The sequence below is a fragment of the Actinomycetospora sp. 2LY8.5 genome (genome assembly GCF_057180585.1).
In genome coordinates, this window is the sequence record NZ_JBXUHE010000002.1 from 168,118 (window position 1) to 193,820 (window position 25,703).

Genomic DNA, 25,703 nt, shown 5'->3' on the forward strand with positions numbered 1-25,703 from the left:
AGGAGCGACGCAGCGTGAGGGCCGCCAGCGAGGAGTGGTTCGCCCGCCGGACGTGGGCGCGCCCGCCCTGGACCGCCGACGGACTGCTCGCCGCGAAGGCGGGCCGGACGGTGTCGGTGGTGCTGCCGGCGCTCGACGAGGAGGCCACCGTCGGCGGCGTGGTCGCCGCCGTGCGCCCGCTGCTCGGGACGCTGGTCGACGAGATCGTCGTGGTCGACTCCGGCTCCACCGACGCGACGGTGGAGCGGGCTCGGGCCGCCGGGGCGCGCGTGGTCTCTCGTGACGCGGTGCCGCCCGGCGTGCCGGTGCTGGCCCAGATCCCGATCCGGCCGGGGAAGGGCGAGGTGCTGTGGCGCTCGCTCGCCGCGACGTCGGGCGACCTGGTCGTGTTCCTCGACTCCGACCTCGTCGACCTCGGCCCCGACTTCGTCGTCAACCTGCTCGGGCCGCTGCTCACCGTCGACGGGGTCGCGCTGGTCAAGGGCTTCTACGCCAGACCGCTGCGACTTCCGTCCTCCGGGATGGCCGATCATGACGCCGCCCTGACCGGCGGCGGGCGGGTCACCGAGCTCACGGCGCGCCCCGCGCTCGCGTCGCTGCGCCCCGAGCTCGCCGGGGTGGTGCAGCCGCTGGGTGGCGAGTATGCCGCGACCCGCGAGCTGCTCGAGTCGCTGCCGTTCGCCGCGGGCTACGGCGTCGAGATCGGCCTGCTGCTCGACACCCACCGCGAGCGCGGGCTCGACGCGATCGCCCAGGTCGACCTCGGCGTCCGCAAGCACCGTCACCGCACCCTGCGCGCGCTCGGGGCCACGGCGGCCGAGGTGCTCGACGCCGTGGTGCGCCGGTGCGTGCCCGGGCACCCGGGCGCGGACCCGCTCACGCAGTTCGTCCCCGTCGACGGTGACTGGCTCCCCGACGAGCGGACCGTCGCCACGACCGACCGCCCACCGCTCGCGACACTGCGGGCGACCGGGAGCTGACGGGGACCCTCGGACCCGGCACCTACGATCGGGTCCATGGGCAGTGCGCTGGTGTACGTCATCGTGGTCGGCCTCGTGGCCGCCGCGGTCTACCTGCTCGCTGCGTTCGTCTTCGGTCGTGGCGAGGAGCTGGCCCCGATGCCGCCCGGCGCGACGCCGACGCGGCTGCCCGCGCGGGACCTCACCGGCGGCGACGTGCGCGACCTGCGGTTCCAGCAGACCCTGCGCGGCTACAAGTGCAGCGAGGTCGACTGGGCGCTCGAACGCCTCGCCGCGGAGGTCGACGCGCTGCGGGCACGCGTGGACGCGATGGAGGGCGGCGAGGAGGCCCGCCCGGCCGTGGAACCGGCGGCGGTGTTGCGGACGAACGGGCACGCCACGGGGCAGGGCACGGGGCAGGGCACGGGGCACGACTCCGCGGACGCCGTCGTCGCGGACCCCTCGCCGACCGACCCGACCGTGCCGGCGGGGGCCGGCGGCCCCGCGACCGACGCCGACCGGCGGCACTGAGCGAGCACCCCCAGGATCGAGCGCGTGGCGATACGGACGTTGAGTGTCAGCGACGCCACGCCGCTGACATCGCAAGGAGAGACATGGCGCGACGCGAGATCACGGTGTCGGTGGACGTCGACGCGCCGGTCGAGACGGTGTGGCGCGAGGTCACCGACTGGGAGGCCCAGGGTGGCTGGATGCTCGGGACGTCGGTGAAGGTGACCCAGGGCGACGGCGTGAGCCTCGGGACGCGCCTGTCCGCGTTCACCGGCCTCGGTCCGGTGGGCCTCACCGACACCATGGAGCTGGTCGGCTGGGACCCGCCGCACCGGGCGACCATGCGGCACACCGGCAGCATCGTGCGCGGCAGCGGCGTGTTCACCGTGGTCGAGCGGGAGGGCGACGACGGCCGCGAGGGCTCGACGTTCACGATGAGCGAGCAGCTCGACCTGCCGCTCGGCCCGCTCGGGGCCCTGGGCTGGCCGGTGCTCAAGCCGGCGTTCACGTGGGGTCTGCAGCGGTCGCTCGGGACGCTGGCCCGGCGGTGCGAGAGCCGGCCGTGACCGCCGCGGTCGTCGGCACCGACGGCGTCGGGCGCTGCGCCTGGGGCGCGGGTGACGGCCTGCTCGCCGAGTACCACGACACCGAGTGGGGCCGGGAGCTGCGCGGCCGCGACGCGCTCTACGAGCGGATCAGCCTCGAGGCGTTCCAGTCGGGCCTGTCGTGGCTGATCGTCCTGCGCAAGCGGCCGGCCTTCCGCGCCGCGTTCGCGGGTTTCGACCCGGAGTCGGTCGCCCGTTTCGACGAGGACGACGTCACGCGCCTGCTCGCCGACGCGGGGATCGTCCGCAACCGCGCCAAGATCGAGGCGACGATCGCCAACGCCCGCGCCGTCCTGGGGCTCGCCGAGCGCGGCGAGGACCTCGACACCCTGCTCTGGTCGTTCGCGCCGCCCGCGCGGCAGGTGCCCCCCGCGGGGTTCGAGGACGTCCCCGCCACCACGCCCGAGTCGACCGCGCTGGCCAAGGCCCTGCGTGCCCGCGGCTTCCGCTTCGTGGGTCCCACGACGTGCTACGCGATGATGCAGGCGACCGGGATGGTCGACGACCACGTGGCCGGGTGCTTCCGCGCGATCGGCGCCGTGGGGGACGCGCAAGGCGCCTGACCGGGGCGGACACGCCCGGATGATCGCTCCGGTGTCGTGCCTGTCGGGTCCATAGGGAAGAATCGTCGCTTGTCACACGGCGCTCGCTCCCCGGCCGCCCTCGCGGGCGACACGGGGAACGAAGACGACCAGCTCGCGGAGGGAGCACGCTATGGCGGCCATGAAGCCCCGGACCGGTGACGGTCCCCTCGAGGTCACCAAGGAGGGGCGCGGCATCGTGATGCGCGTGCCGCTCGAGGGTGGGGGGCGCCTCGTCGTCGAGATGACGGCGGACGAGGCGGGCGACCTGCGAGAGGCTCTGCAGGGCGTGGTCGGCTGAGCACCCCGACCTCCGTGGGGCGCAACGGCGCCGACCCCGCCGACCCTGCGGTCGCCGCGCAGTACGCGGCTCCGGCGCTGCCCACCCCGCTCGCCGTGCTCACCACCGACGTCCCTCCCGGTGCCGCCGACATGGCGGCCACCGTGCGGTGGCGGCGGCGCGACGAGCGCACGTCCACCGACTCCACCGACTCCACCGACTCCACCGACTCCACCGACTCCACCGACTCCACCGACTCCACCGACTCCACCGGCGGCGACGATGCCGTCGAGGGTGCGCCGCCGGGCTGGCGCCCGTCGGCGGGGTCGCTCGCCGCGCTGCCCGGGGCCGCCCCGGCGAGCTGGCTCGTCGGCGTCGGTGAGGGCCGCGCGCAGGACTGGCGGGCCGCGGGCGCCGCGGCGGTCCGCGCCGTGCGTGACGCCCCGGCGAGCGCCGTGACCACCGGGGACGGGACCACCGGGGACGGGAGCGACGGCGACGAGCCACCCGAGCGCGTCGCGGTCCTGCGACCCGACCGGCCCGAGGACGCGCCGGGTTCCGCCGACGACTGGGCCGCTCTGGCCCTCGGCGTCGTCGTCGGGTCCCACCGCTTCACCCTCCGCTCCGACGCCACCCCGGCGCGGCTGCGGGTGCACGTCGACGTCCCCGCCGAGCACCACGACGCCGTCGAGCGCGCCGTCGAGCTCGCCACCGCCACCGCCCGCGCCCGGGACCTCGCGGACACGCCGTCGGGCGCGAAGTCGCCCGCCTGGTTCGCGGACACCGCGACGGCGCTGGTCGCCGACGCTGTGGACTCCGCGGGCCTCGAGGTCATCGTCCGGGACGAGGACTGGCTCGCCGCGGAGGGCTTCGGTGGTGTCCTCGCCGTCGGCGGCGGATCGTCCCGCCCACCCCGGTTCCTCGAGCTGCGCTGGTCGCCGGCCGGCGCAGGAGACCACGTCGTGCTCGTCGGCAAGGGCATCACGTTCGACACCGGCGGCATCTCGATCAAGCCGAACGCGGGCATGGCCGACATGCGCACCGACTGCGCCGGCGGCGCCGCGGTCGTGGCCGCCCTGCGCTCGATCGCCCGGCTGCGCGTGCCGGTGCGGGTCACCGGGCTCGTCCCGCTCGCCGAGAACCACGTCTCCGGGTCGGCGTACCGGCCCGGCGACGTCGTGCGCCACCGCGGCGGCACCACCACCGAGGTCACCAACACCGACGCCGAGGGGCGCATGGTGCTCGCCGACGCGATCGCCTACGCCCTCGAGGGACCCGCGCCCGACGTGGTCGTCGACGTCGCCACGCTCACCGGGGCGATGAAGGTCGCCCTCGGCGTGCGCACCGGCGGCGTCTTCGCCAGCGACCCGGGGCTGCGCGCGGCGATCGCCGCGGCCGGTGCGGTAACGGGGGAGGCGTGGTGGCCGATGCCGCTGACCGCCGACCTCGACCCGGACGTCGACTCCACGATCGCCGACGTCCGTCAGGCCCCGGGCGGGCCGGGCGGCATCGCGGCAGCCCTGTTCCTGCGCCGCTTCACCGACGGGCGGCCCTGGGCCCACCTCGACATCGCGGGCCCGGCGCGCTGCGACAGCCCGCACGAGGAGGTCGCCAAGGGCGCCACGGGCTTCGCGGCCCGCACGCTCGTCGAGTTCTGCGTCGGGCGCGCCTCAGGGGCTTCCGCAGGGGCTTCCGCAGGGGCTTCAGGGCGCTGAGGTCTCCCGCAGGGTCGCGCAGAGCAGACCCTCGGCGATCGGCAGCACGAGCGGCACGAGGCGCTCGTCCTCGCGGACCATCCGCACGGTCTCGCGCAGCGCGCCCGCCACGGCCTCGCGGCGCACCGGGTCGGCGAGCCGGCCCTGCCAGAGCACGTCGTCGACGACCACGACCCCGCCCGGGCGCAGCAGCCGCAGCGACGCCTCGAGGTCGCGGGGGAACTCGGTGGTCACGCCGTCGACGACGACGAGGTCGTAGCCGGTGTCCGAGAGCTTCGGCAGCACCTGGCGCGACGTCCCTTTGATCATCCGGACGCGGCCGGGCGCGAACCCGGCGTCCGCACACGCCGCGCGGGCCCGGACCTGACGCTCGCCGTCGGGGTCGATGCTGGTGAGCAGCCCGTCGGCGGGCATGCCGCGCAGGAGCGCCACCGTGCTCAGCCCGAGCCCCGTGCCGATCTCGACCACCGCGCGAGCCCGGGTCGAGGCGGCCAGGAAGGTCAGGGCCGCCGCGGTCGCGGGCGCGACCGGGACGACGCCCTCCGCGGCCGAGCGCTCGCGCAGCCCGGCGAGCAGCTCGTCCTCGACGAGGAAGGCCTCCGCCCGGTCGGCGATGCGGGTGCGCGCGCGAGCGGCGGCCTCGGACTCGTCGGGCCCGTCGGTGGCCACCGGGGCGCTCGCCTCCGGCTTGCGGACGGCCCGCAGCGGCCGGGACGTGCCGCGCACGCCCCCGCGCCCGCCATCACGCCCACCGGGGCGTCCCGTCGCCATTCGAGCAGGCTAGATCGAGTCGACCCCACGACGCGGCGTGCCGCGCCGACACGCCGACCACACGGTCGGGGTGAGGGTGGGATCACGCCCACCTGCGGAAACTCAGGGGCCTCTCAGCTCGACCTCACCCCTGTGACATGACGGCCCGCCAGAGTGGTGCCCACGCCGCCGGTACCCCGACCGGCCGCCGTCAGCCGAGCCGAGGAGCCCGCACCCCGATGCCCGACCGACCCGCCCCCGCCGCCGACACCGTCTCCCCCGGTCCGGTGCCCGATGGCTTCCGGTCCTCATCCGGCGTGTCCTCATCCGGCGTGTCCTCATCCGGCGTGTCCGTGCCGGGCGGGACGGCTCTCCTCGATCGTCCCGAGCACACCGCCACGTCCGACGACACCTTCGCGGCGGACACCGAGGCGTGGGTGCCGCCGACCTGGGACGACGTCGTGCGCCAGCACGCCGACCGGGTCTACCGCCTGGCCTACCGCCTCACCGGCGACGCCCACGACGCCGAGGACCTCACGCAGGAGACCTTCATCCGCGTGTTCCGGTCTCTCGCCGGCTACAAGCCCGGCACCTTCGAGGGCTGGCTGCACCGCATCACGACCAACCTCTTCCTTGACATGGTGCGCCGGCGCGCCCGCCTGCGGATGGAGGGCCTCCCCGAGGACACCGACCGTTTGCCCGGCGGGGGACCCGACCCCGAGCAGGTCTGGTCGGAGGCCCACCTCGATCCCGACCTGCAGGCCGCTCTCGACTCGCTGGCCCCCGAGTTCCGGGCCGCCGTCGTGCTCTGCGACGTGGAAGGTCTCTCGTACGAGGAGATCGCAGCGACCCTCGGTGTCAAACTGGGAACCGTGCGAAGCCGCATCCACCGCGGGCGTCAGGCCCTGCGCGCAGCGCTCGAGTCCCGTGACGTCTCACCACGGAGCTCGGCGTGATCTCCGCCCGTACCGGGGGCTCGGGCTGGTCGCGGCGGTTCACCGACGCCGGCCATCTCGCGCTCGACGCCGTCGTCGCGTTCGTCGACGACGAGCTGCCGCCCGGGCCGGCGCAGCGCGCCGCCGCGCACGTCGACCGGTGCCTGTCCTGCGCCGCCGAGGTCGCCGCCCAGCGGCAGGCCCGGCGCCGGGTCCGCGCCGCCGGCGGCCCCGCCGTCCCGAGCTCGCTGATCAGCACCCTGTGCAACATCCCCGACGCCGCCTCCGTCCCACAGGCCCCCGCGGGCCTCGCGGTGGGTCCCGACGGCGAGGTCGTCGTCGCCGCCGAGCCGGCGCGTGGCGACACCGGTCACCGTGGTCGCCGCCGGCCCCGGCGCCGGACGCTCGGCCTGCCCGTGGCCGTGAGCTCCGGGGTGGTCGTCGGCGCGGCCGCGCTCGCGGCGCTCGCCGGGCCGGCGGTCGTGTCCGGCACCGCGCCCTCCTCGGCCGCGACCGGAGCCGCCGTCCCCGCGCTGGGGGGCATCGCCCCGCACGTCACGCCCACGGTCGCGGCCGCCGACCTGGCCGTCCGCGACGACACGAGCACGTCCCCCGGTCTGCCGGGCCCCGGCGCCCCCTGACCGGACCTTCACCGCTGCGATCGCACGCTGTGACGGTGTCGACGCGTGCCGCGCCCCGAGGCTCTACGGTGGTGGGGCGATGAGCAGCACCCTCGAGCGGCCCGCCCGCCTGCCCACCCGGGACCCGCGATGACCGGACCCACTGACCCGCACGGGTCACAGCCCGACACCTCCGGCCACGACGGCGAGCAGGCGAACGCCGCCGCGTACGCCGACCGTCAGACCAACGGTCACACGAGCGGCGACGGCGCCGCCCAGGGGAACGGGCACGTGAACGGCCAGGGGAACGGGCACGTGAACGGCCAGACGAACGGGACCGCGAACGGGCCGGCGAACGGGCAGGCGAACGGGCAGGGCAACGGGCAGGGCAACGGGCAGGGCAACGGGCACCGCGCCGCCGACGAGCGCGAGCTCGCCGCGGTCTTCGGTCGCCCCTCGGGTGTCGAGGGCGGCTTCTCCGACCGCGAGAGCGGCCGCCCGCGCCCGCCCGGGCGCGGGGAGCCACCCGCCCCGGCGCTCGTCGCGGCGTTCGGACGACCGGAAGGCCCTGACGGGTCGTCGCTGCAGCGTCCCGAGCGCCGCCCGGACGCTGTGGATCCTGGCGACGAGCGCCCGGACGACTTCTGGGAGAACGAGACCGCCACCACCGATCCGTGGCGCGACCCCGACGCGGGCGCGGAGCTGGGCGGGCCGGCGCTGGGCGAGTCGCGTCGCGCCGAGTCCGCCCGGCCGGTGGGCCCGCGGCTCTCGGCCCGCGAGCTGGTGCTCGGCCGACGGGTGGCGCCCACCGCCCTCGCGCTGCTGGCCGCGGTGGCGCTGCTGCTCGGAGCGGTCGGCGGCGTGGTCGGCTGGGCCGTCGCGGGCGGCGCCGACAGCCTCGTGGACCCGGGCGCGACGCTCACCCCGGTCGAGGCCGGGCGGGAGCGCCCGCCGGGCTCGGTGGCCGACGTCGCCGGGCGCGTCGCCCCCGCCGTGGTCTCCCTCGAGCTGCAGGCCGGCAGCAGCGGCGGCACCGGTTCGGGCGTGGTGCTCACCCCGGACGGCTACATCGTCACCAACAACCACGTCGTCGAGCTCGCGGCCACCGATCCGCGCGCGAACCTCGAGGCCGTCTTCGCGTCCGGCCTGCGGGCGCCCGCGCGCGTCGTGGGACGCGACCCGCAGACCGACATCGCCGTCGTGAAGGTCGACATCGCCAATCCGGTCGTCGCGCAGCTGGGGCGCTCGTCGGACCTGCGCGCCGGCGACGGGGTCATTGCGATCGGGTCGCCGCTCGGCCTCGCCGGCACGGTCACCGAGGGCATCGTCAGCTCGGTCGACCGCCCGGTGCGTCTCGACGCCGAGTCCGCCGAGGCCAACCCCGTCATCGACGCCATCCAGACCGACGCGGCGATCAACCCCGGCAACTCCGGCGGTGCGCTGGTCGACACCTCCGGCGCCGTCGTCGGGATCAACACCGCCATCCGCACGCTCGGCGGGGGCGAGGGCGGCTCCATCGGCCTCGGCTTCGCCATCCCGATCGACGACGTCCGCGCGATCGCCCAGTCGATCATCCGCACCGGCGGCTACGCCCACAGCGACCTCGGCGTGAACGCGAAGTCGGTCACCGACGGCACCGCGGACGGCGCGCAGATCCTCAACGTTCGCGGGGGCGGGCCGGCGTCGCGGGCCGGGCTGCAGGAGGGCGACGTGGTGCTGCGGGTCGGCGACCGCCCGATCGCGTCCGCCGACGAGCTCGTCGTGGCCGTGCGCGAGCACCCGCCCGGCCAGACGATCAGCCTGGGCGTCGTGCGCGAGGGTCGCCCGCTGACGCTGCAGGTCACGCTCTAAGGGGGCCGGGATGTTCGACAACATCGGCTGGCCCGAGCTGCTCGTGCTCGCGCTGGTCGGGCTGTTCGTGCTCGGCCCCGAGCGGCTGCCCGCGGCCGCGTCCTGGGTCGCGAACACCGTACGGACGATCCGCGACTACGCGACCGGCGCGCGCGACCAGCTGCGCCAGGAGCTCGGTCCCGAGTTCGACGAGTTGCGCAAGCCCCTCGAGGACCTGCGCTCGGTCCGCGATCTGGACCCCCGCCGCGCCGTACGCCGGAACCTGTTCGCCGAGCCGCCCGCCGACGGCACGTGGAGCGGGTCGGCGACCCCCGGGACGGCGGCGCCCGCCACACCGACGGCGCCCACGAACGGCACGTCCGCCCCGGCCCCGCCGCGCAGCACGAGCCGGCCCCTGGGCCCCGGCGAGATCGCCCCGGTCGACCCGGACGCCACCTGAGACGCGTCCGTTCACCTGACCGCGCGCTGTTGTGCGAGACGATCTCGGCGCGGCGGAGGGAGTCGTCGGCCTCGAACGGGACCTGCATCATCGACTCCAGGGACGGCGCGGTGTGTCGAAACGGTCGACACCGAGATCAGCCGCGGGGGCGAGAGGTGGTCGTGTCACTGCTCACGACGGGGCTCCGCAGCTCGTACGCCGTCCGGGCCGGCTGTTACTTTCGGTAACATGCTTGCGCATCAGCGTGATCCGGTGCGCCGTCGGATGCTCGAGGCGGCCGGGCGGATCGACAGTGACCCGCGCCTGCTCGCCGCGCTCGAGTGGGCGCGCTCGCGCCTGCCCGGCGACCCCGCCTACGGCGACCCGCTCTCGACCGGCGACGACGCCGTGGGCCGTCTCGCGGCCCAGCTCGCCCCGCTGGCGGCGACCCGCCCGAGCGTGCTGCGCGAGGTCGGTCTCACCGCCCTGCAGGTCTGGCAGGCGCACGCGGGCATCGAGGAGCGCCACAGCGACGAGCACGTCGTCGTGCTGTTCACCGATCTCGCCGGCTTCTCCGACTGGACTCTCGAGGTCGGCGACGACGTCGCCGTGCACGCGCTGCGGCGCGTCGGTGCGGCGGTGGAGCCGCTCGTGCGCCGCCGCGGCCGCGTGGTCAAGCGACTCGGGGACGGGCTGATGGCCGTGCACCCGAGCGTCGCGGACGCCGTGGAGGTGGCGCTGGCCGCGCGCGACGCGGTGGGGGAGCTCGACGTCGAGGGGCACCGCCTGCATCTGCGCGCGGGGGTGCACATCGGCACCCCGCAGCAGCTCGGCGGGGACTATTACGGGCGCGACGTCAACATCGCCGCCCGGATCACCGACGCGGCCGGGCCGGGCGAGGTGTGCGTGTCGAGCCCGACCCGCGCGCTGCTGGACGGCGGGCAGTTCGCGACGTTCCCGTTGAGCCGGCGCCGCGGGAAGGGCGTGCCCGCCGACATCACCCCGTGGCGGGTCGGTCGGCGGGTTCCTGGGGGACCTCGCGGCTGAGGGGGTTCGCCCGCAGGCCCCCGGCGGGGTCGAGGCGGCCGAGGATCGCCGCGGTGACGCAGGCCAGGGACGCGACGCCTTCGCCGTCGAGCGCGTCGAAGATGAGCCGGCGGACCTCGGCGGCGTGGCCCGGCGCGGTCTGGCGGACCTTCTCCATGCCCGCGTCGGTGAGCCGTGCGACCGTGACGCGCCCGCTCTCCGGCGACGGCTCGCGCGTCACCCAGCCCTGCTGCTCCAGGCGCGCGACGACATGCGAGAGGCGGGAGAGCGAGGAGTTGACCGTGGCCGCGAGCGCGCTCATGGGCAGCGTGCGGTCCGGTGTCTCGGAGAGCATGGCCAGCGTGAGGTAGGAGAACTGGGTCAGCCCGGCGTCGCGCTGCAGTTGCGCGTCCAGCGCCGCGGGGAGGAGCGTCATCACCGCGGCGGTGCGCCGCCACGCGCGCTGCTCGTCGTCGTCCAGCCAGGGCCCCTCGTGCATGGCGCCCACATTACTTGATGCTTCAACTTATGTCAGGTACCGTCGGGAGTTGAAGGATCGAATTGTGACCGGGGAGTCGCCATGGATCCGTTCGCCACCGCCCACCCGGGTGCGGCGTTCGACGCCTACGAGCCGGCCGCCCGTGAGCGCGCCGCACTGCGCACGCCCTGGAGGCCCGAGGACGGCCCGCTGCCGGCGCTGTACGTCAGCCACGGCGCGCCGCCGCTGTTCGACGACGCGGAGTGGATGACCCGCCTCGGCGAGTGGGCCGACCGGCTGCCGACCCCGAAGGCGATCCTCATCGTCTCGGCGCACTGGGAGTCGGCCCCGCTGACGCTCTCGAGCCCCGAGGTCGGCACCCCGCTGGTGTACGACTTCGGCGGGTTCGCCGAGCGCTTCTACCGGATGACCTACACGACCCCCGACGCCTCGGCGCTCGCCGAGCGCGTGGCCGCGACCCTGCCCGACGGGCAGCCTGCCCACACGTCGCGCCGCGGGCTCGACCACGGCGCCTGGGTGCCACTGAAGGTCATGTACCCGCTGGGCGACGTGCCCGTCCTGCAGATGAGCCTGCCGACCGAGGACCCGGACCGCCTGCTCGCCGTCGGCGCGTGCCTGCGTGAGCTGCGCAGCGAGGGCGTGCTGGTCATCGGCTCGGGGTTCATGACCCACGGCCTGCCGTTCCTCACCCGCGAGATGCTCGCCGGGCAGGACACCCCGGGCTGGACCGGTGACTTCGACGCCTGGGCCGCCGAGGCCCTCGACCGCGGCGACCTGGAGACCCTGCACCGCTTCCGCGACGCCCCGGGCATGCCCTACGCGCACCCGACGGCCGAGCACTTCGTGCCGCTGTTCGTCACCCTCGGCGCCGCCACCGACCCCGAGGGCCCGGTGACCACGACGATCGACGGGACCATGTGGGGCCTGTCGCGGCGGTCGCTCCAGGTGGCCTGACGGTCACGGGAACGGGCTGGCGCGTGTCGACCCGGCGCACCATGCCGATCGGCGACCGGGGCGAGTGCCCCCGGGCTTGACCCGGGAACGACGTCGAGGAGTGAACGCCATGGCCGCCCTGGGCGGGGTGAGGCGCCGACACGCCAACTCTCGGTGACGCCGGCTGCGAGAACGCGGTACGGCGTCCTGCTCGAAGGGTCGTACCCCGCAGTGTTCTCGTCTTCTTCGTACACGACTCCGCCCTGGTCTCCTACGGCTGGGAGGACTTCTGGTCCCGCCTCTCCTCGCGGATCGCGACGCCCGGCTGCGTGGCCGGCCGCGTCGCGCGCGTCGACCGCGGTCGCGTCGCAGATCACCAAGGCCCAGCGCGCCGCCTACCGGGCGCGCTGGCGCTGAGGGCCGGGGAAGGGGAGCGAACGCGCTGTTCGCTGCTTCTAGGCGTATGAACAGCGCGTTCGCTCGGGGGATCGATCGCACGCCGGAGCGTCCGGCGGGCGCGAACGCGGACTTTGCGCGCTAAGAAGCAGCGAACGGCGCGTTCGCTGCATCAACGGCGCCGGCTGCGCGGCCGGGCGAGCGCAGCCTCTACCGGCCGGTCGGCGAGATGTTCAGCGACATCCCCGCGAGGCCGCGGGAGCGCACGGAGAGCTTCTCGGCGACGGCGCGCAGGGCGGCGCCGGCGGCCGACTCGGGCCGGCTCAGCACGAGCGGCACGCCGGCGTCGCCACCCTCGCGCAGGCGGGTGTCGATCGGGATCTGCCCCAGGAGCGGGACGTTGCCGCCGACGGACTTGGCCAGCGAGTCGGCGACGACCTGCCCGCCGCCCGAGCCGAACAGGTCGAGCTTGGAGCCGTCGGGCATGTCCATCCACGACATGTTCTCGACGACGCCGGCGAGGCGCTGGCGGGTCTGCAGGGAGATCGCGCCGGCGCGCTCGGCGACCTCGGACGCGGCCTGCTGCGGCGTGGTGACCACGAGCAGCTCGGCGTTCGGGATCAGCTGCGCGACCGAGATGGCGATGTCGCCGGTGCCCGGGGGCAGGTCGAGCAGCAGGATGTCGAGGTCGCCCCAGAAGACGTCGGCGAGGAACTGCTGCAGCGCGCGGTGCAGCATCGGGCCGCGCCAGACGACCGGGGTGTTGCCCGGGGTGAACATGCCGATCGAGATGACCTTCACGCCGTGGCTCTGCGGCGGCAGGATCATGTCGTCGACCTTGGTCGGCCGTTCCTCCGTGCCGAGCATGCGCGGCACCGAGTGGCCGTAGATGTCGGCGTCGACCACGCCGACCGACAGGCCCTTCTCGGCCATCGCGGCGGCGAGGTTGACCGTCACCGAGGACTTGCCGACCCCGCCCTTGCCGGACGCGACCGCGTACACGCGGGTGAGCGATCCCGGCTGGGCGAACGGGATGACGGGTTCGTCGGTGTCGCCGCGCACGGTCTTGCGCAGCTCGCGGCGCTGCTCGTCGTTCATGACGTCGAGCTCGACCGACACGGCCGTGACCCCGGACACCGCGGACACCGCGTCGGTGACCCGCTGGGTGATGGTCTCCTTCATCGGGCAGCCGGCGACGGTCAGGTAGACGGCCACCTCCACCTTGCCGTGGTCGAGGACGTTGATGTCCTTGACCATGCCCAGCTCGGTGATCGGCTTGTGGATCTCGGGATCCTCGACGCCGGCCAGGGCGGACCGGATCGCGTCGACGGATGGTGCTGCGGCCATCGGACCCTTCTCGGCTTCTCGGCGTAGGTCGGTCCCGGGGAGTCGGCGCCCCGCGCCGGGACCGGGGACGGGCCCTCCAGCGTGCACCGGAGCCCCGTCAGCTGCTCCCCATGCTACGTGTCGCCTCCCGCGCACCGGCGGGCCCGCGGAGCGTCGCCCGTCACTCCGGGGTCACACGTGCTTCACGCGGCGTGCACCCAGCTCGGGTCAGTGCCCGTTGCGGTGGGGATCCGGGTCCGGCGAGGTCCCGGTCCGGCTCTGGTCGAGCACCCGCGCGAGCGCCTGCTCCAGGTTGCGGGCCACGGCCCGGTCGACGGCACGGGCGACGGCCTTCTCCAGCGCCTTGTCGGTCTTGTCGGCGCGGTCGGGGTCGCGGGTGCCGTCCCGCACGCCACGGTCCTGCTCGAGCTCGCCGCGCAGGTAGTCGCGGGTGACGACCTCGCCGAGCTGCAGGCGCATCGACGCCAGCTCGCGGGCGAGGTACTCGGTCTCGGCCGAGAGGCGGGAGGCGCGCGTGCGATCCTCCTCGAGGGACACGCGGTCGCGGTCGTCCTGCCGGTTCTGCGCGAGCAGGATCAGCGGCGCGGCGTAGGCGGCCTGGGTCGAGAACGCCAGGTTGAGCAGGATGAACGGGTACGGGTCCCACCGCAGGCTGATCGCGAAGACGTTCAGCGCGATCCAGGTCGCGACGATGACCGATTGCCACAGCAGGAACGTGCCCGTCCCGAGGAAGCGGGCGAGGCTCTCGGCGACGCGCGCGAACCACTCGGTGTCGACGGTCAGGCGCAGGCGGCGGGTGCCCGCGGGCTGGTCGAGCCGCCGCCGGGAGGTCGCCTCAGGCACGGCCGCCTCCCGTCACCGGGGCGGGCGCGGAGGATGCCGCCGCCGGCGTCGGTTCGGGATCGGGCTGCGAGCGCCAGTCCTCGGGGAGCAGGTGGTCGAGGACGTCGTCGACGGTGACCGCGCCGACCAGGTGCCCGGCCTCGTCGATCACCGGGCCGCACACGAGGTTGTAGGTCGCGAAGTAGCGGGTGACCTCGGCGAGCGTCGCGTCCGGCCCGATGCGCGTGAGCTCGGAGTCGAGGACGCCGGCGACGAGGTCCGAGGGCGCTTCGCGCAGCAGCCGCTGGGAGTGCACGCAGCCGAGGTAACGCCCGGTCGGCGTGGCCGTGGGCGGGCGGCAGACGAACACCATCGAGGCCAGCGCCGGGGTGATGTCCGGGTTGCGGACGTGGGCGAGCGCCTCGGCGATCGTCGCGCCGGGCTGGAGCACGATCGGCTCGGGCGTCATGAGCCCGCCCGCGGTGTTCGACGAGTACGTCAGCAGGCGCCGAACCGGCTCCGACTCCTCGGGCTCCATCAGCCCGAGCAGCTCCTCGGACTCGGCTCCGGGGAGGTCGGCCAGCAGGTCGGCGGCGTCGTCCGGATCCATCTCCTCGAGCACGTCGGCGGCGCGCTCGGTGGACAGGTGGCGCAGCAGGTTCTGCTGCTCGGACGACGGGAGCTCCTCGAGCACGTCGGCGAGGCGCTCGTCGCCCAGGCCGTCGGCGACGTCGTGGCGACGGCGCTGCGGCAGGTCCATCAGAGCGTGCGCGATGTCGGCCGGGCGCATGTCCTCGAACGTGGACAACAGCTGCTCGGTGCCCTGCCCGGTCTCGTCGAGCGAGAGCCCGGAGATCGCCGGCCACGGCAGCACCTGGATCGGGCCACGACGGCCCAGGCGTCCCACCAGCTCCCGCACGGCCACGCGGGTGACGAGCCAGTCGCGGCTGCGCTGGTGCTCCATCAGCACGTCGACGACCTGCGCGTCCGCGTCGTGGTCGACCACCCGGACCCGCGCGTCGAGCATCTCGCCGACGACGAGCACCTCGTTCGGGCGCTGGGCGAACGCCCGCAGGTTGACCTGTCCGGTGGCGAGCGTGACCGCGGCCGCGTCGATGGCGGTGACCCGCAGCATCGGCACGAAGATGCGCCGGCGCGAGCCCACCATGACGACGAGGCCGAGCACGCGGGGCGGTCGCGGGCCGACCGACACCGCGCACACCGCGTCGCGCACGCGCCCGATCCGCTCCCCGTCCGGCCCCAGGACGGGCAGCCCGACCATGCGGGCCACGAACACCCTGGCCATGGCGGTAGTCACGTCAGCAGGCTAACCGCCATCGGGTGCCGAGCTGGATCGAGTCACCTCTGAGAGGGTCGCCACCTCGGTCGATGCGCCGCGGGATCGCGTGCCAGCATCGGCCGGTCCTGGACCGGAGTCGCCCTGCAGCCGTGGAGGTCAACAGCTCGTGAGTGTGGAGAACCGCCCCCGCCGGTCGTGTCTGGCGGTGCCCGGGTCGAGCCAGAAGTTCATCGACAAGGCCCGGACCCTGCCCGCTGACCAGATCTTCCTGGACCTCGAGGACGCCTGCGCCCCGCTGGTGAAGCCCGAGGCCCGCAAGACGATCGTGGCGGCGCTCAACGAGGGCGGCTGGGAGGGCAAGACGCGCGTCGTGCGCGTCAACGACTGGACCACCGAGTGGACCTACCGCGACGTCACCGAGGTCGTGGAGGGCGCCGGGGCCCATCTCGACGCGATCATGCTGCCGAAGGTGCAGACCCCCGAGCAGGTCCACGCGCTGGACTTCCTGCTCACCCAGATCGAGAAGACCATGGGCTACGAGGTCGGGCGCATCGGCATCGAGGCGCAGATCGAGAACGCCCGCGGCCTCAACAACGTCGTCGCGATCGCCGAGTCGTCGCCGCGCCTGGAGACGATCGTCTTCGGCCCGGCCGACTTCATGGCCTCGATCAACATGAAGTCGCTGGTCGTCGGCGAGCAGCCCCCCGGCTACACCGAGGGCGACGCCTACCACTACATCCTCATGCAGATCCTCATGGCGGCGCGGGCGAACGACCTGCAGGCCATCGACGGCCCCTACCTGCAGATCCGCGACGTCGACGGCTTTCGCCGCGTCGCGAACCGCGCCGCGGCCCTGGGCTACGACGGCAAGTGGGTGCTGCACCCCGGCCAGATCGACGCCGCGAACGAGACGTTCTCGCCGTCGCAGGAGGACTACGACCACGCCGAGAACATCCTCGACGCCTACGAGTGGTTCACCTCGGAGGCCGGCGGCGCCAAGGGCTCCGCGATGCTCGGCGACGAGATGATCGACGAGGCCTCGCGCAAGATGGCGCTGGTCATCGCGGGCAAGGGGCGTGCCGCCGGCATGACCCGCGGCGAGCGCTGGACGCCTCCGGAGAGCTGACCCGATACTCGTCGGTAACTTCTAGGACAGCAGGAGCACCACGCATGGCACGCCTCGCCCAGACCGCCGGCCTGACCGATGTGCAGTCCGAGATCCTCTCCACCGTCCGCGACTTCGTGGACAAGGAGATCATCCCGCACGCGCAGCAGCTCGAGCACGACGACGTCTACCCGCAGGACATCGTCGACGGGATGAAGGAGATGGGCCTGTTCGGGCTCATGATCCCGGAGGAGTTCGACGGTCTGGGCGAGTCGCTGCTGACCTACGCGCTGGTGGTGGAGCAGATCGCCCGCGGGTGGATGAGCGTCTCGGGCGTCATCAACACCCACTTCATCGTGGCCTACATGCTGCGCCAGCACGGGACGCCGGAGCAGAAGGCGCACTACCTGCCGAAGATGGCGACCGGCGAGATCACCGGCTCGTTCTCGATGTCCGAGCCCGATCTCGGCTCCGACGTGGCCGCGATCAAGACCAGCGCGAAGGCCGACGGCCCCGGACCTGAGGCTGACTACGTGGTCAACGGCGCCAAGATGTGGCTGACCAACGGCGGCTCGTCGAACCTGTCGGCGGTGCTGGTCAAGACCGACGAGGGCGCCGAGAAGCCCTACCAGAACCTGACGACGATCCTCGTCGACAAGGAGCGGGGCTTCGGCAAGGTCGCCGAGGGTCTCAGCATTCCCGGCAAGATCGACAAGATGGGCTACAAGGGCGTCGACACCACCGAGATGGTGTTCGACGGCTTCCGCATCCCGCGCTCGCAGGTGCTCGGCGCGGCGCCCGGCAAGGGCTTCGCGCAGATGATGGACGGCGTCGAGGTCGGGCGCGTCAACGTCGCCGCCCGCGCCTGCGGCATCGCGATCCGCGCCTTCGAGCTCGGCATCTCCTACGCCCAGCAGCGCTCCACGTTCGGCAAGCCGATCGCGCAGCACCAGGCGATCTCGTTCAAGCTCGCCGAGATGGCCACCAAGGTCGAGGCGGCGCACCACATGATGGTCAACGCCGCCCGGCTCAAGGACCGCGGCGAGCGCAACGACGTCGAGGCCGGGATGGCCAAGATGATCGCCTCCGAGTACTGCAAGGAGGTCACCGAGGAGTCGTTCCGCATCCACGGCGGCTACGGCTACTCGAAGGAGTACGAGATCGAGCGCCTCATGCGCGAGGCGCCGTTCCTGCTCATCGGCGAGGGCACCTCGGAGATCCAGAAGACGATCATCAGCCGCGGCCTGCTCAAGGACTACAAGCTGCGCTGACAGCGGTACCGTCCTTCGTCACACCGCCGACCGGCTCGGGCACTCCTGGGTCGCTCGCGGCGTTGAGCTGATCGAAGGACCGTACGAGGACAGCGAGGGATCGTCGTGACTGCGCCGTTCACCGGGAACCGCCCGGGCGCCCAGCCGGGGCTGCCCAACCTCCCCGAGCCGCCGTCGGGCTGGCCAGTGGGCTCCTACGCGAAGTACGAGGAGGCCCAGCGCGCGGTCGACCACCTCGCCGACAATGAGTTCCCCGTCGCCGACGTCACCATCGTCGGCGTCGACCTCATGCTCGTCGAGCGCGTCATCGGCCGTCTGACCTGGGGCCGCGTGCTCGCCACGGGCGCCGCGTCCGGCGCCTGGCTGGGCCTGTTCGTCGGCCTGGTGCTCTCGCTGCTCGCGCCCGCCGGCGGTATCGGCGGCCTCGGCGCGATCCTCACCGGCCTCGTCATCGGCATCGTGTTCGGTGTCGTCTCCGGCGCCATCACCTACGGCGCCTCCCGCGGCCGGCGGGACTTCACCTCGCAGAGCCAGCTCGTGGCCGGGCGCTACGACGTCCTGTGCCAGCCCCGCAACGCCGAGAAGGCGCGCGACATGCTCGGCAAGCTCGCGATGGGCACCGACGGCTGAACCCCCTCCGTGCGAGCGATGCGGCATCGCTGGCATGTGACGCCAGGATCGCCACAGTCTCGCTGGCGCGACACGCCGAGAGCATCCCGTGTCGGGACCTCGCACGTCGATCAGTCGCGGCGCGCAGGTCGCCGACGACGACGCCGAGGGGACGTGGCCGTGGGCCCAGCTCCGCTCTGTGGGCGTTCCCCGGAGGCGGCGCCGGTCAGGTCGTGATCGTCCGATCGCGGCGGTCGGCGGCAACCTCGCGATGGGCACCGACGGATGGGTCTCGCGCGTGCCGACACACGCTCACATCAGTCTGCCGCGGCGCGCAGATCCGTGGGGAGGTCCGCGACGCCGGGTTGCCCGCTCACACACACGAGCGGTGCGCACTCGGACCCGAGCAGGTCGGCGGACAGCGAGACCAGCACGGGACCCTCGCAGACCGACGACGGCGGCGTGGCAATCTCCTCGGGGTACGGCGATCATCTACCGGCGGCCGACTCCTACGTTCTGTCCGGATTCCCGTTACAGCCAGCGGTTCTTGCGGAACGTCCGCCAGAGGACGGCGCAGATCGTGAGGATCACGAGGATCGCGGCCGGGTAGCCGAACTCCCAGTGCAGCTCGGGCATGTAGTCGAAGTTCATGCCGTAGATGCCGGCGAGCATGGTCGGCACCGCAAGCAGCGCGGCGTAGGCGGTGATCTTGCGCATGTCGTTGTTCTGGCGCAGCGTGATCTTGGCGAGCACGGCGTCGACGAGCGTCGTGAGCAGCTCGTCGAACGAGGCGACGCGCTCGGCCACCGTCGCGAGGTGGTCGTCGACGTCGCGGAAGTAGCTGCGCACCTCCGAGGGCACGAGCGGCGAGTAGCCCTCGGTCAGCCGGCGCATCGGCGGGACGAGCGGGGTCACCGCACGCCGCAGCTCGAGCACCTCGCGCTTCATCAGGTAGATCTGCTCGGCGCCGACCTCGCTGTAGGGCGCGAAGACCTCGGTCTCCATGGTGTCGATGTCGCCCTCCACGCCGTGGGCGACCTCGAGGTAGGCGTCGACGATGTGGTCGGCGACGGCGTGCAGCACGACCGCGGGTCCCTGGGCGAGGTGCTCGGGATCGGCCTCGAGCAGGTGGCGCACGCGACGCAGCCCGGAGTGCTGGCCGTGCCGCACGGTGACGACGAAGTCCTTGCCGAGGAAGACCATGAGCTCGCCGGACTCGACGATCTCGTTGGCGGTGGTCGGCGACGCGTGCGCGACGTACCGCATGGTCTTGAACACCGAGAACAGCATGTCGTCGGCGCACCCCGAGGCGTTCGCCCCGCTGTAGCGCTCCATCTTCGGGCGCTGGTGGGCGTGCACGGCGTCCTCGACCGCCAGCGGGTGCAGCCCGAACACCTCGGCGATGTCCTGGATCTGCTCGGCGTCGGGCTCGTGCAGCCCGATCCACACGAAGCCCTCTTCGCGGCGGCGGACCTCCGCGATGGCGTCGCGGTGGTTCCAGCGGCCCTCGAGGCGCTTGCCGTCGACGTACACCGCGCAGTCGACGACGAACGCCGCGAGCGGCACGCGCGGCACCCGTGTCTCCTGCGCGCGGGGACGGCCCGGGCGAATCACGCGGGATCCGGCGTTGCGCAGCGTGGGCAGGGAAGGCATGGCGACCTCCGGGGACCGGACGGTGTGACGGGGGCTGTTGGCACCGTGCTGGCAGGCGCCACCGCGTCCCTCCCGGAGAACCCGCGGGCGCTCAGCGCGCGGTCGTCACCGGACAGGGGACGCGGCCCGTACTCGGGGGCAGGGCGTCGGCCCTGGTGCAGGAGTCGTCCACGTCTCACCTCCCTGGCCTCGCGCGACACGACCTCGGACGATCCGCCATCCTAACGACCGCCGTCGGCGCTGTCGGAACGAGGAGTCACACGTCTCGGGAGCGCCGACGTCGCGACCACCGACGTTCAGGAGGCGTTCCCGTGCAGTTCGGCCGGTACTTCGAGGAGTTCGAGGTCGGAGCGACGTACAAGCACTGGCCGGGCAAGACGGTCACGGAGTACGACGACCACCTCTTCTGCCTGATCACGATGAACCACCACCCGCTGCACCTCGACTCCCACTACGCCGAGGGCACCCAGCAGGGACGCAACGTCGTCGTCGGGAACTACGTCTACTCGCTGCTGCTCGGGATGTCGGTCGCCGACGTGTCGGGCAAGGCGATCGCGAACCTCGAGGTCGAGTCGCTGCGCCACGTCAAGCCGGTGTTCCACGGCGACACGATCTACGGCGAGTCCACGGTGCTGGACAAGAAGGAGTCGTCGTCGAAGAACGACCGCGGCGTCGTCCAGGTCGAGACGATCGGCTACAACCAGGACGGCGTCGTCGTGTGCATCTACCGCCGCAAGGTGATGGTGCCCAAGCGTCCCGCCGGGCCGGGCACCGACGGCGCCCCTTCCGCCGAGACCCTGGCCGAGGCCGAGCAGCCCCGCCGCCCCGTCCCGCAGCGGGACTGATCCCTCGCGCCAAGGAGTCGCGCCAAGGAGTCACGCCAAGGAGTCGCGCCGAGAGATGCGGCAGTCAGCGCTCCTCCCTCGCGCCACCTACCGATCGTCGGCCGATCTCCGGCGCAGCGTGCCGCGGCAGGCAGTCCCAGCCGCGCAGCGCGACGGTGAGCCCGGTGACGAGCTCGCCGTCCGCATCGAGCGCGGCGTAGGCGGCGCCGTCGACCCACCGCGCGTCGGCGGCGTCGTCGCCCGCCCGGGGCTCGGCCGCGGCGTCGCACTCGTCGGACAGCCGGCAGCGGAAGTCGTGGATCGCGAACGTGCGCCCGTCCGGCGCGGGCCGGCGCACCTGCCCGACCTCCTCGCCGACGACCACGTCGAGTCCGGTCTCCTCGGCGACCTCGCGTGCCGTGGCCTCGCGCACGGACTCGTCCGGCTCGACCCTCCCGCCCGGCAGCGACCAGCGCCCGGCCTCGGGGTCGTGGGCGCGGCGGATCAGCAGGAGACGGCCGCGCGGATCGGTGACGATCCCCCCGACGCACAGGACGTCGCCGGACCGGGGGATGGCGTCGGGGGGCGGGTCGGTGGGCGACGCGCCCGGGTCGGCACGGGGATCACCCATCGTCACACGAGATCACACTAGTATCACCCGGGACGTCGGATGACCGTCTCGGCTCGGACGATCCATACTGCCCACGACACAGCGACGACCATCGCGAGGGACACCTGGTGAACGCGAAGAAGATCGGCATCATCGCGGGCGTCGCGTTCGCGCTCTTCTTCGTCATCTCCCAACCCCAGGGCTCGGCGGATCTGGTGCTCAGCATCCTCACGATCCTGGGCGATGCGGCGGCATCGGTGGTGGAATTCATCCGCGCGCTGTTCTAGGTCCGGAGGTCCCGACGTGCTGGCACCCCGCGAGGTCGACGAGTACGTCCTGCCCACCGAGCGGCGGGTGATCCGTTTCCGGCGCCACTGGGCGGTCATCGTCAGCGAGGTGCTGCAGGCCGTCGTCCTGTTCGTCCTGCTCGCGCTCGGGGCGGCGTTCCTGCCGCAGAACGTCGTGCTGGACAACCTGTTCTGGTACGGCGCGCTGCTCGTGCTGCTCAAGACCAGCTACAAGGTCAGCGAGTGGTGGGTCGAGAAGGTCGTCGTCACCGACAAGCGCGTGATGCTCACCAAGGGGATCTTCACCCACCAGGTCGGCATGATGCCGCTGACCAAGGTCACCGACCTGACGTTCGAGCGCACCCTCAGCGGCCGCATGCTCGGCTACGGGACGATGGTCATCGAGTCCGCCGGTCAGATCCAGGCGCTCAACCGCATCGACTTCCTCCCGGACCCCGAGGAGGTCTACGAGGCGATCTCCGAGCTCGTGTTCGGCGACAAGCGCCAGACCCGCTCGTACACGCTGCCGGGGAGCGGTTTCGGCGGTGCCCGGGCCCGTCGGCGCTGACACCCGCCTCGTGACGATCGACCTCCACACCCACTCCACGGTCTCCGACGGCACCGAGAGCCCGGCCGAGCTCGTCGCGACGGCCGTCGCCGCGGGCGTCACGGTGCTGGCGCTGACCGACCACGACACCACCGCGGGCTGGGCGGAGGCCGCCGCGGCCCGGCCGCGTGGTCTGACGCTGCTGCGCGGCGCGGAGTTCTCCGCCGACAGCGCGGACGGGCGGGGCGGCACGGTCACCGCGCACCTGCTCGGCTACCTGTTCCGGCCGGACCACCCGGACATCGTCGCCGAGCAGGAGCGGGTGCGGGGCTCGCGGCGCGAGCGGGTGCGGGCGATGGGGGACCGGATGGCGGCGGGCGGTCTGCCGATCGACGGCGAGGCGCTGGTGGCGCGGTTGCCGGGCGACTCGCCGGCCGGCCGGCCGCACATCGGGCAGGCGCTCGTCGAGGCCGGGGTCGTGGGCTCGGTGCCGGAGGCGTTCGAGGAGCTGCTGCGCAAGGACGGCCCGTACTACGTCGAGAAGGACAACACGCCGATCGCGACGGCGATCGCCCTGGTCAAGGCGGCGGGCGGGGTCGCTGTCTTCGCGCACGCCTTCGCCCGCCGCCGGGGACCGTGCGTCGATGCCTCGGTGATCCGCGACCTGGCGGCCGCGGGCCTCGACGGCGTCGAGGTCGACCATCCCGACCACGCCCCGGAGGACCGCGCGGCCCTGCGCGCGCTGGCGGCCGAGGAGGGTCTGCTGGTCACCGGCTCGAGCGACTACCACGGCGCCAACAAGACGACGCCGATCGCCGTCGAGACGACCGCGCCGGCGGAGCTCGCGAAGATCGTCGGGCGCGCGACGGGCGTCGAGGTGCTCGCGGGCTGAGCTCGGCCCGGCCCCTAGGGTGGAGGCGATGAGCATGCAGCTGGGTCTGGACGGCATGCCCGCCCGCCTGGTCCGCGTGACCCCGTCGCGTCTCGCCACGTGGGAGGACTGCCGACGCCGGTATCGCCTGACCTACCTCGACCGCCCGGCAGTGCCGCGGGGTGGTGCGCGGGCGGCGAGCACGCTCGGCGCGGTGGTGCACAACGCGCTGCACGCGGTGTTCGGCGAGCCGCCGGCCCGGCGCAGTGGCGCCCGCGCCGCGGTCGAGGTCGACCACCGCTGGTCGTCGGAGGGCTTCCGCGACGACGACCAGGCCGCCGTCCACCGCGAGCGCGCCCGCACCTGGGTGGCCGACTACGTCGAGCGCCACGCCGTCCCGGAGGCCCCGGAGCCGATGGGCGAGGTCGTGGGGCTGGAGCGCTGGCTGTCGGCCCCGGCCGGCGCCATGGTGGCCGAGGGGCGCGCCGACCGCCTCGACCTCCGTGGGGACGAGGTGGTCGTCGTCGACTACAAGACCGGCCGCCACGTCCCCGACGCCGACGACGCCCGCGGCTCGCCCGCGCTGGCGCTCTACGCGCTCGCGGCCCGGCGCACGCTGCGGCGCCCGTGCCGTCGCGTCGAGCTGCACCACCTGCCGAGCGGCACCGTCGCGGCCGCCGACCACGACGAGGCCGGGCTCGCGGCCCACCGCGAGCGTGCCGAGTCCACCGCGGTGGCCCTGGGCGCCGCGGCCGATGCGTTCGAGGAGGATCCCCGGCGCGCCGAGGACCTCTTCCCCCCCGCACCCGGGCCGCGCTGCGGCGCCTGCGAGGTCCGGCGCCACTGCCCCGAGGGGCGCGCCGCGGCCCCGGCCGAGCCGGCGTGGTCGGGGCTGGCCCCGTGAGCTCCGCCGAGCGCGCCGATCCGGGCGAGCCCGACGACCTCGGCGACACCGGCGACGCTGGCGACGCCGGGCCCACGCCGCCCCGCTCGTGGTCGCCCCACGAGGCGCCGACCCCGCCGCGCGGCCGCGACGAGGTACCCGGCGTCACGTCGACGGGCTCCTGGGTGTCGCCGGAGCGCTGGACCTCGCCGGCCGGGGTGCCCCGCGCCGCGACGCGCCGGGAGCGCTCGCGCGGCGCCGGGCGCCCGACGCCCCCGGGCGGGTTCGCCACGGGCTCGTTCGCCCGCCGACCCGACCCTCCCGAGCGTCTCGTCGGCACCCGGCGGCGCCTGGTCGCGCTGGCCCGGGTGCTCGCGGGCGGGCTCGTCGTGCTCGCGGTGGTCGTCGTCGTGGCACCGTGGTTCCTCGGCGGACCGGGGCCGGGCGCGGACACCGTGATCGGGCACCTCGTCGGCGCCGCCGCGGCGGTCGCCGGTACGGCCGTCGCCGCCCACCGCCGCACCTCGCCGGTCGTGGCCCTCGTCGCGGCCGCCTCGGTGCCGGTGATCCTCTTCCTGGTGCTCGCGCTCGTCTGGTGGCGCTGAGCCGCCGGATCGAACGGGGACTTTGCGCGCCTAGAAGCAGCGAACAGCACGTTCGCTGCGAACCACGCCCGCTCAGGACGCGTGCTCGCGCTCGCGCGCCAGGGCCTCGCGGGCGAGCGGCCCGTGACGCCAGTGCTCGGGCAGGGCGAGGACGGCGGTGCGCAGGGCACGCAGGGTGAGGGTCGCGCCGAGGTCGGTGGTCGGCACGGCCGGGACCCCGTGCAGCCGGCGCGCCCAGCGCGGCTGGAGCGCGAAGCCCAGCGCGGCGACCGCGGTCCACGCCGGGCGGGCCGGGGTGGTCAGCGTGGTGCGCAGCGACATGGGCGGCACGAGCAGGCGCAGGGAGGCGGCGCGGCTGGTGGCCGACGCGCGCAGGTCGCGCCGGACCTCGGCGACGTAGTCGGCGACCTCCGCACGGCTCGCGGGGACGTCGCCCGCCCCCAGCAGCCGGGCGGCGACGACCTGCTCGCGGTAGAACGCGTCCGCCTCGGCGTCGCTGATCGCCGCCCCGGCGCGGCGCACCGCCTCGAGGAACGAGCTCACCTCGGTGACGTGCACCCAGCGCAGCAGCTCCTCGTCGCCCGCCGAGTAGGACCGCCCGGTGACGGGGTCGGTGCCCCGGACGAACTCGTGGGCGCGGCGCACCCGGGCCGCGGCGGCGTCGACGGCGTCGCGCGAGGCGAACGTCACCGTCATCACGTACTCGGCGGTGCGCTGCAGCCGGGGCCAGAAAGCGGTGTCGAAGTCCGAGTGCTCCGAGACCCCGGCCATGGCCAGCGGGTGCAGGGCCTGCAGGAACAGCGCGGACACCCCGCCCACGCCGGCGGCCGGGTCGGCGAGCACCCGCCAGGTCACGCTCCCCGGACCGAAGTACCCGTCGTCTCCCACCGG

28 protein-coding genes and 2 pseudogenes are annotated in these 25,703 nt (G+C 74.0%); 21 read left to right on the forward strand and 9 right to left on the reverse strand.

Annotation, left to right across the window (positions count from 1 at the left end; all coding sequences use genetic code 11):
* Positions 1–14 precede the first annotated feature (14 nt).
* The 6 genes and pseudogenes from AC2A1K_RS03135 to AC2A1K_RS03160 all read left to right on the forward strand — a co-directional run bounded on the left by AC2A1K_RS03135 (position 15) and on the right by AC2A1K_RS03160 (position 4,650).
* Entirely contained in the window at positions 15–980 is a 966-nt protein-coding gene (locus AC2A1K_RS03135) for a glucosyl-3-phosphoglycerate synthase (protein WP_483894860.1), read from the forward strand.
* Between the two features lie 36 nt (positions 981–1,016).
* Positions 1,017–1,313 (forward strand): annotated as a pseudogene (locus tag AC2A1K_RS03140) (DivIVA domain-containing protein); the annotation flags it as partial.
* A gap of 260 nt (positions 1,314–1,573) precedes the next feature.
* The gene (locus AC2A1K_RS03145; protein WP_483894861.1) at positions 1,574–2,035 is read left to right on the forward strand and encodes an SRPBCC family protein; all 462 of its coding nucleotides are present in this window, start codon (positions 1,574–1,576) and stop codon (positions 2,033–2,035) included.
* Positions 2,032–2,637 (forward strand): DNA-3-methyladenine glycosylase I, encoded by a 606-nt coding sequence (locus tag AC2A1K_RS03150; protein WP_483894862.1) that lies wholly within the window; start codon positions 2,032–2,034, stop codon positions 2,635–2,637. The genes AC2A1K_RS03145 and AC2A1K_RS03150 overlap by 4 nt, the downstream gene beginning before the upstream one ends.
* A gap of 151 nt (positions 2,638–2,788) precedes the next feature.
* Positions 2,789–2,956: a DUF3117 domain-containing protein gene (locus AC2A1K_RS03155; RefSeq protein ID WP_133827309.1), complete on the forward strand. Its 168-nt coding sequence runs from the start codon at positions 2,789–2,791 to the stop codon at positions 2,954–2,956.
* Between the two features lie 14 nt (positions 2,957–2,970).
* A complete protein-coding gene (locus tag AC2A1K_RS03160) occupies positions 2,971–4,650 on the forward strand; it encodes a leucyl aminopeptidase family protein (protein ID WP_483894863.1) in 1,680 nt (559 codons plus the stop codon).
* Here AC2A1K_RS03160 and AC2A1K_RS03165 read toward each other — a convergent pair.
* A complete protein-coding gene (locus tag AC2A1K_RS03165; RefSeq protein WP_483894864.1) occupies positions 4,639–5,421 on the reverse strand; it encodes an O-methyltransferase in 783 nt (260 codons plus the stop codon). The two genes, AC2A1K_RS03160 and AC2A1K_RS03165, sit on opposite strands and share 12 nt — an antisense overlap.
* Before the next feature lie 326 nt (positions 5,422–5,747).
* Between AC2A1K_RS03165 and sigE the strand changes: the two genes are divergently transcribed.
* The 5 genes from sigE (at position 5,748) to AC2A1K_RS03190 (ending at position 10,271) form a co-directional block, all read left to right on the forward strand.
* On the forward strand, positions 5,748–6,356 hold the full coding sequence (gene sigE / locus AC2A1K_RS03170) for an RNA polymerase sigma factor SigE (RefSeq protein WP_483894865.1): 609 nt from the start codon (positions 5,748–5,750) through the stop codon (positions 6,354–6,356).
* Positions 6,353–6,976: a zf-HC2 domain-containing protein gene (locus AC2A1K_RS03175; protein ID WP_483894866.1), complete on the forward strand. Its 624-nt coding sequence runs from the start codon at positions 6,353–6,355 to the stop codon at positions 6,974–6,976. The genes sigE and AC2A1K_RS03175 overlap by 4 nt, the downstream gene beginning before the upstream one ends.
* A gap of 129 nt (positions 6,977–7,105) precedes the next feature.
* Positions 7,106–8,806: a S1C family serine protease gene (locus AC2A1K_RS03180; protein ID WP_483894867.1), complete on the forward strand. Its 1,701-nt coding sequence runs from the start codon at positions 7,106–7,108 to the stop codon at positions 8,804–8,806.
* Positions 8,807–8,816: 10 nt separating this feature from the next.
* Positions 8,817–9,245, forward strand: a complete 429-nt coding sequence (tatB, locus tag AC2A1K_RS03185; RefSeq protein ID WP_483894868.1) for a Sec-independent protein translocase protein TatB — start codon at positions 8,817–8,819, stop codon at positions 9,243–9,245.
* A gap of 228 nt (positions 9,246–9,473) precedes the next feature.
* Positions 9,474–10,271, forward strand: a complete 798-nt coding sequence (locus tag AC2A1K_RS03190; protein WP_483894869.1) for an adenylate/guanylate cyclase domain-containing protein — start codon at positions 9,474–9,476, stop codon at positions 10,269–10,271.
* Here AC2A1K_RS03190 and AC2A1K_RS03195 read toward each other — a convergent pair.
* Entirely contained in the window at positions 10,222–10,749 is a 528-nt protein-coding gene (locus tag AC2A1K_RS03195) for a MarR family winged helix-turn-helix transcriptional regulator (RefSeq protein ID WP_483894870.1), read from the reverse strand. The genes AC2A1K_RS03190 and AC2A1K_RS03195 overlap by 50 nt on opposite strands.
* Before the next feature lie 81 nt (positions 10,750–10,830).
* Here AC2A1K_RS03195 and AC2A1K_RS03200 point away from each other — a divergent pair, with 81 nt between their 5' ends.
* Positions 10,831–11,703: a dioxygenase family protein gene (locus tag AC2A1K_RS03200; protein ID WP_483894871.1), complete on the forward strand. Its 873-nt coding sequence runs from the start codon at positions 10,831–10,833 to the stop codon at positions 11,701–11,703.
* A 585-nt stretch (positions 11,704–12,288) separates the two neighbouring features.
* Here the strand turns inward: AC2A1K_RS03200 and AC2A1K_RS03205 are convergent.
* The 3 genes and pseudogenes from AC2A1K_RS03205 to AC2A1K_RS03215 form a co-directional block, all read right to left on the reverse strand.
* Positions 12,289–13,425 carry an Mrp/NBP35 family ATP-binding protein gene (locus AC2A1K_RS03205; protein ID WP_483894872.1) on the reverse strand — a complete coding sequence of 379 codons (1,137 nt, stop codon included), beginning with the start codon at positions 13,423–13,425 and terminating at the stop codon, positions 12,289–12,291.
* Positions 13,426–13,818: 393 nt separating this feature from the next.
* Positions 13,819–14,268: pseudogene (locus tag AC2A1K_RS03210) on the reverse strand (DUF1003 domain-containing protein); the annotation flags it as partial.
* Positions 14,261–15,553, reverse strand: a complete 1,293-nt coding sequence (locus AC2A1K_RS03215; RefSeq protein WP_483895090.1) for a magnesium transporter MgtE N-terminal domain-containing protein — start codon at positions 15,551–15,553, stop codon at positions 14,261–14,263. The gene AC2A1K_RS03215 and the pseudogene AC2A1K_RS03210, both read right to left, overlap by 8 nt.
* 160 nt (positions 15,554–15,713) lie before the next feature.
* Here AC2A1K_RS03215 and AC2A1K_RS03220 point away from each other — a divergent pair, with 160 nt between their 5' ends.
* The 3 genes from AC2A1K_RS03220 to AC2A1K_RS03230 all read left to right on the forward strand — a co-directional run bounded on the left by AC2A1K_RS03220 (position 15,714) and on the right by AC2A1K_RS03230 (position 18,553).
* Positions 15,714–16,673 (forward strand): HpcH/HpaI aldolase/citrate lyase family protein, encoded by a 960-nt coding sequence (locus AC2A1K_RS03220; RefSeq protein WP_483894873.1) that lies wholly within the window; start codon positions 15,714–15,716, stop codon positions 16,671–16,673.
* Between the two features lie 44 nt (positions 16,674–16,717).
* Positions 16,718–17,923, forward strand: a complete 1,206-nt coding sequence (locus AC2A1K_RS03225; RefSeq protein WP_483894874.1) for an acyl-CoA dehydrogenase family protein — start codon at positions 16,718–16,720, stop codon at positions 17,921–17,923.
* Positions 17,924–18,022: 99 nt separating this feature from the next.
* Complete coding sequence (locus AC2A1K_RS03230) at positions 18,023–18,553, forward strand: YflT domain-containing protein (RefSeq protein WP_483895091.1); 531 nt, start codon at positions 18,023–18,025, stop codon at positions 18,551–18,553.
* Positions 18,554–18,849: 296 nt separating this feature from the next.
* Here AC2A1K_RS03230 and AC2A1K_RS03235 read toward each other — a convergent pair whose 3' ends face one another.
* Complete coding sequence (locus AC2A1K_RS03235) at positions 18,850–19,002, reverse strand: DUF2399 domain-containing protein (RefSeq protein ID WP_483895092.1); 153 nt, start codon at positions 19,000–19,002, stop codon at positions 18,850–18,852.
* Positions 19,003–19,063: 61 nt separating this feature from the next.
* Positions 19,064–20,185: a magnesium and cobalt transport protein CorA gene (locus AC2A1K_RS03240; protein WP_483894875.1), complete on the reverse strand. Its 1,122-nt coding sequence runs from the start codon at positions 20,183–20,185 to the stop codon at positions 19,064–19,066.
* A gap of 311 nt (positions 20,186–20,496) precedes the next feature.
* Here AC2A1K_RS03240 and AC2A1K_RS03245 point away from each other — a divergent pair, with 311 nt between their 5' ends.
* On the forward strand, positions 20,497–21,030 hold the full coding sequence (locus tag AC2A1K_RS03245; RefSeq protein WP_483894876.1) for a MaoC family dehydratase: 534 nt from the start codon (positions 20,497–20,499) through the stop codon (positions 21,028–21,030).
* Positions 21,031–21,094: 64 nt separating this feature from the next.
* Here the strand turns inward: AC2A1K_RS03245 and AC2A1K_RS03250 are convergent, their stop codons facing one another.
* The gene (locus AC2A1K_RS03250) at positions 21,095–21,640 is read right to left on the reverse strand and encodes an NUDIX domain-containing protein (protein ID WP_483894877.1); all 546 of its coding nucleotides are present in this window, start codon (positions 21,638–21,640) and stop codon (positions 21,095–21,097) included.
* Between the two features lie 107 nt (positions 21,641–21,747).
* Here AC2A1K_RS03250 and AC2A1K_RS03255 point away from each other — a divergent pair, with 107 nt between their 5' ends.
* Genes AC2A1K_RS03255 through AC2A1K_RS03275 form a run of 5 tightly spaced genes read left to right on the forward strand, consistent with a single transcriptional unit; the run spans position 21,748 to position 24,812 of the window.
* Positions 21,748–21,906, forward strand: coding sequence for a hypothetical protein (locus AC2A1K_RS03255; protein ID WP_337706238.1), 159 nt, complete (start codon positions 21,748–21,750; stop codon positions 21,904–21,906).
* Between the two features lie 16 nt (positions 21,907–21,922).
* On the forward strand, positions 21,923–22,474 hold the full coding sequence (locus tag AC2A1K_RS03260) for a PH domain-containing protein (protein WP_483894878.1): 552 nt from the start codon (positions 21,923–21,925) through the stop codon (positions 22,472–22,474).
* Positions 22,452–23,345, forward strand: a complete 894-nt coding sequence (locus tag AC2A1K_RS03265) for a PHP domain-containing protein (protein WP_483894879.1) — start codon at positions 22,452–22,454, stop codon at positions 23,343–23,345. Before AC2A1K_RS03260 ends, AC2A1K_RS03265 begins: the two co-directional genes overlap by 23 nt.
* A 28-nt stretch (positions 23,346–23,373) precedes the next feature.
* Complete coding sequence (locus AC2A1K_RS03270; RefSeq protein ID WP_483894880.1) at positions 23,374–24,228, forward strand: RecB family exonuclease; 855 nt, start codon at positions 23,374–23,376, stop codon at positions 24,226–24,228.
* Positions 24,225–24,812 (forward strand): hypothetical protein, encoded by a 588-nt coding sequence (locus AC2A1K_RS03275; protein ID WP_483894881.1) that lies wholly within the window; start codon positions 24,225–24,227, stop codon positions 24,810–24,812. Before AC2A1K_RS03270 ends, AC2A1K_RS03275 begins: the two co-directional genes overlap by 4 nt.
* Before the next feature lie 72 nt (positions 24,813–24,884).
* On the opposite strand, the gene AC2A1K_RS03280 is transcribed toward AC2A1K_RS03275, so the two are convergent.
* Positions 24,885–25,700, reverse strand: coding sequence for an oxygenase MpaB family protein (locus tag AC2A1K_RS03280; protein WP_483894882.1), 816 nt, complete (start codon positions 25,698–25,700; stop codon positions 24,885–24,887).
* Positions 25,701–25,703 lie beyond the last annotated feature (3 nt).

Bases quoted from the DNA above. Each gene is read 5' to 3' on its own strand.
- AC2A1K_RS03145 (WP_483894861.1), top strand. From the start codon at position 1,574: ATGGCGCGACGCGAGATCACGGTGTCGGTGGACGTCGACGCGCCGGTC.
- AC2A1K_RS03155 (WP_133827309.1), top strand. From the start codon at position 2,789: ATGGCGGCCATGAAGCCCCGGACCGGTGACGGTCCCCTCGAGGTCACC.
- AC2A1K_RS03165 (WP_483894864.1), bottom strand. From the start codon at position 5,421: ATGGCGACGGGACGCCCCGGTGGGCGTGATGGCGGGCGCGGGGGCGTG.
- AC2A1K_RS03180 (WP_483894867.1), top strand. From the start codon at position 7,106: ATGACCGGACCCACTGACCCGCACGGGTCACAGCCCGACACCTCCGGC.
- tatB (WP_483894868.1), top strand. From the start codon at position 8,817: ATGTTCGACAACATCGGCTGGCCCGAGCTGCTCGTGCTCGCGCTGGTC.
- AC2A1K_RS03190 (WP_483894869.1), top strand. From the start codon at position 9,474: ATGCTTGCGCATCAGCGTGATCCGGTGCGCCGTCGGATGCTCGAGGCG.
- AC2A1K_RS03195 (WP_483894870.1), bottom strand. From the start codon at position 10,749: ATGCACGAGGGGCCCTGGCTGGACGACGACGAGCAGCGCGCGTGGCGG.
- AC2A1K_RS03200 (WP_483894871.1), top strand. From the start codon at position 10,831: ATGGATCCGTTCGCCACCGCCCACCCGGGTGCGGCGTTCGACGCCTAC.
- AC2A1K_RS03205 (WP_483894872.1), bottom strand. From the start codon at position 13,425: ATGGCCGCAGCACCATCCGTCGACGCGATCCGGTCCGCCCTGGCCGGC.
- AC2A1K_RS03215 (WP_483895090.1), bottom strand. From the start codon at position 15,553: ATGGCCAGGGTGTTCGTGGCCCGCATGGTCGGGCTGCCCGTCCTGGGG.
- AC2A1K_RS03225 (WP_483894874.1), top strand. From the start codon at position 16,718: ATGGCACGCCTCGCCCAGACCGCCGGCCTGACCGATGTGCAGTCCGAG.
- AC2A1K_RS03240 (WP_483894875.1), bottom strand. From the start codon at position 20,185: ATGCCTTCCCTGCCCACGCTGCGCAACGCCGGATCCCGCGTGATTCGC.
- AC2A1K_RS03250 (WP_483894877.1), bottom strand. From the start codon at position 21,640: ATGGGTGATCCCCGTGCCGACCCGGGCGCGTCGCCCACCGACCCGCCC.
- AC2A1K_RS03270 (WP_483894880.1), top strand. From the start codon at position 23,374: ATGAGCATGCAGCTGGGTCTGGACGGCATGCCCGCCCGCCTGGTCCGC.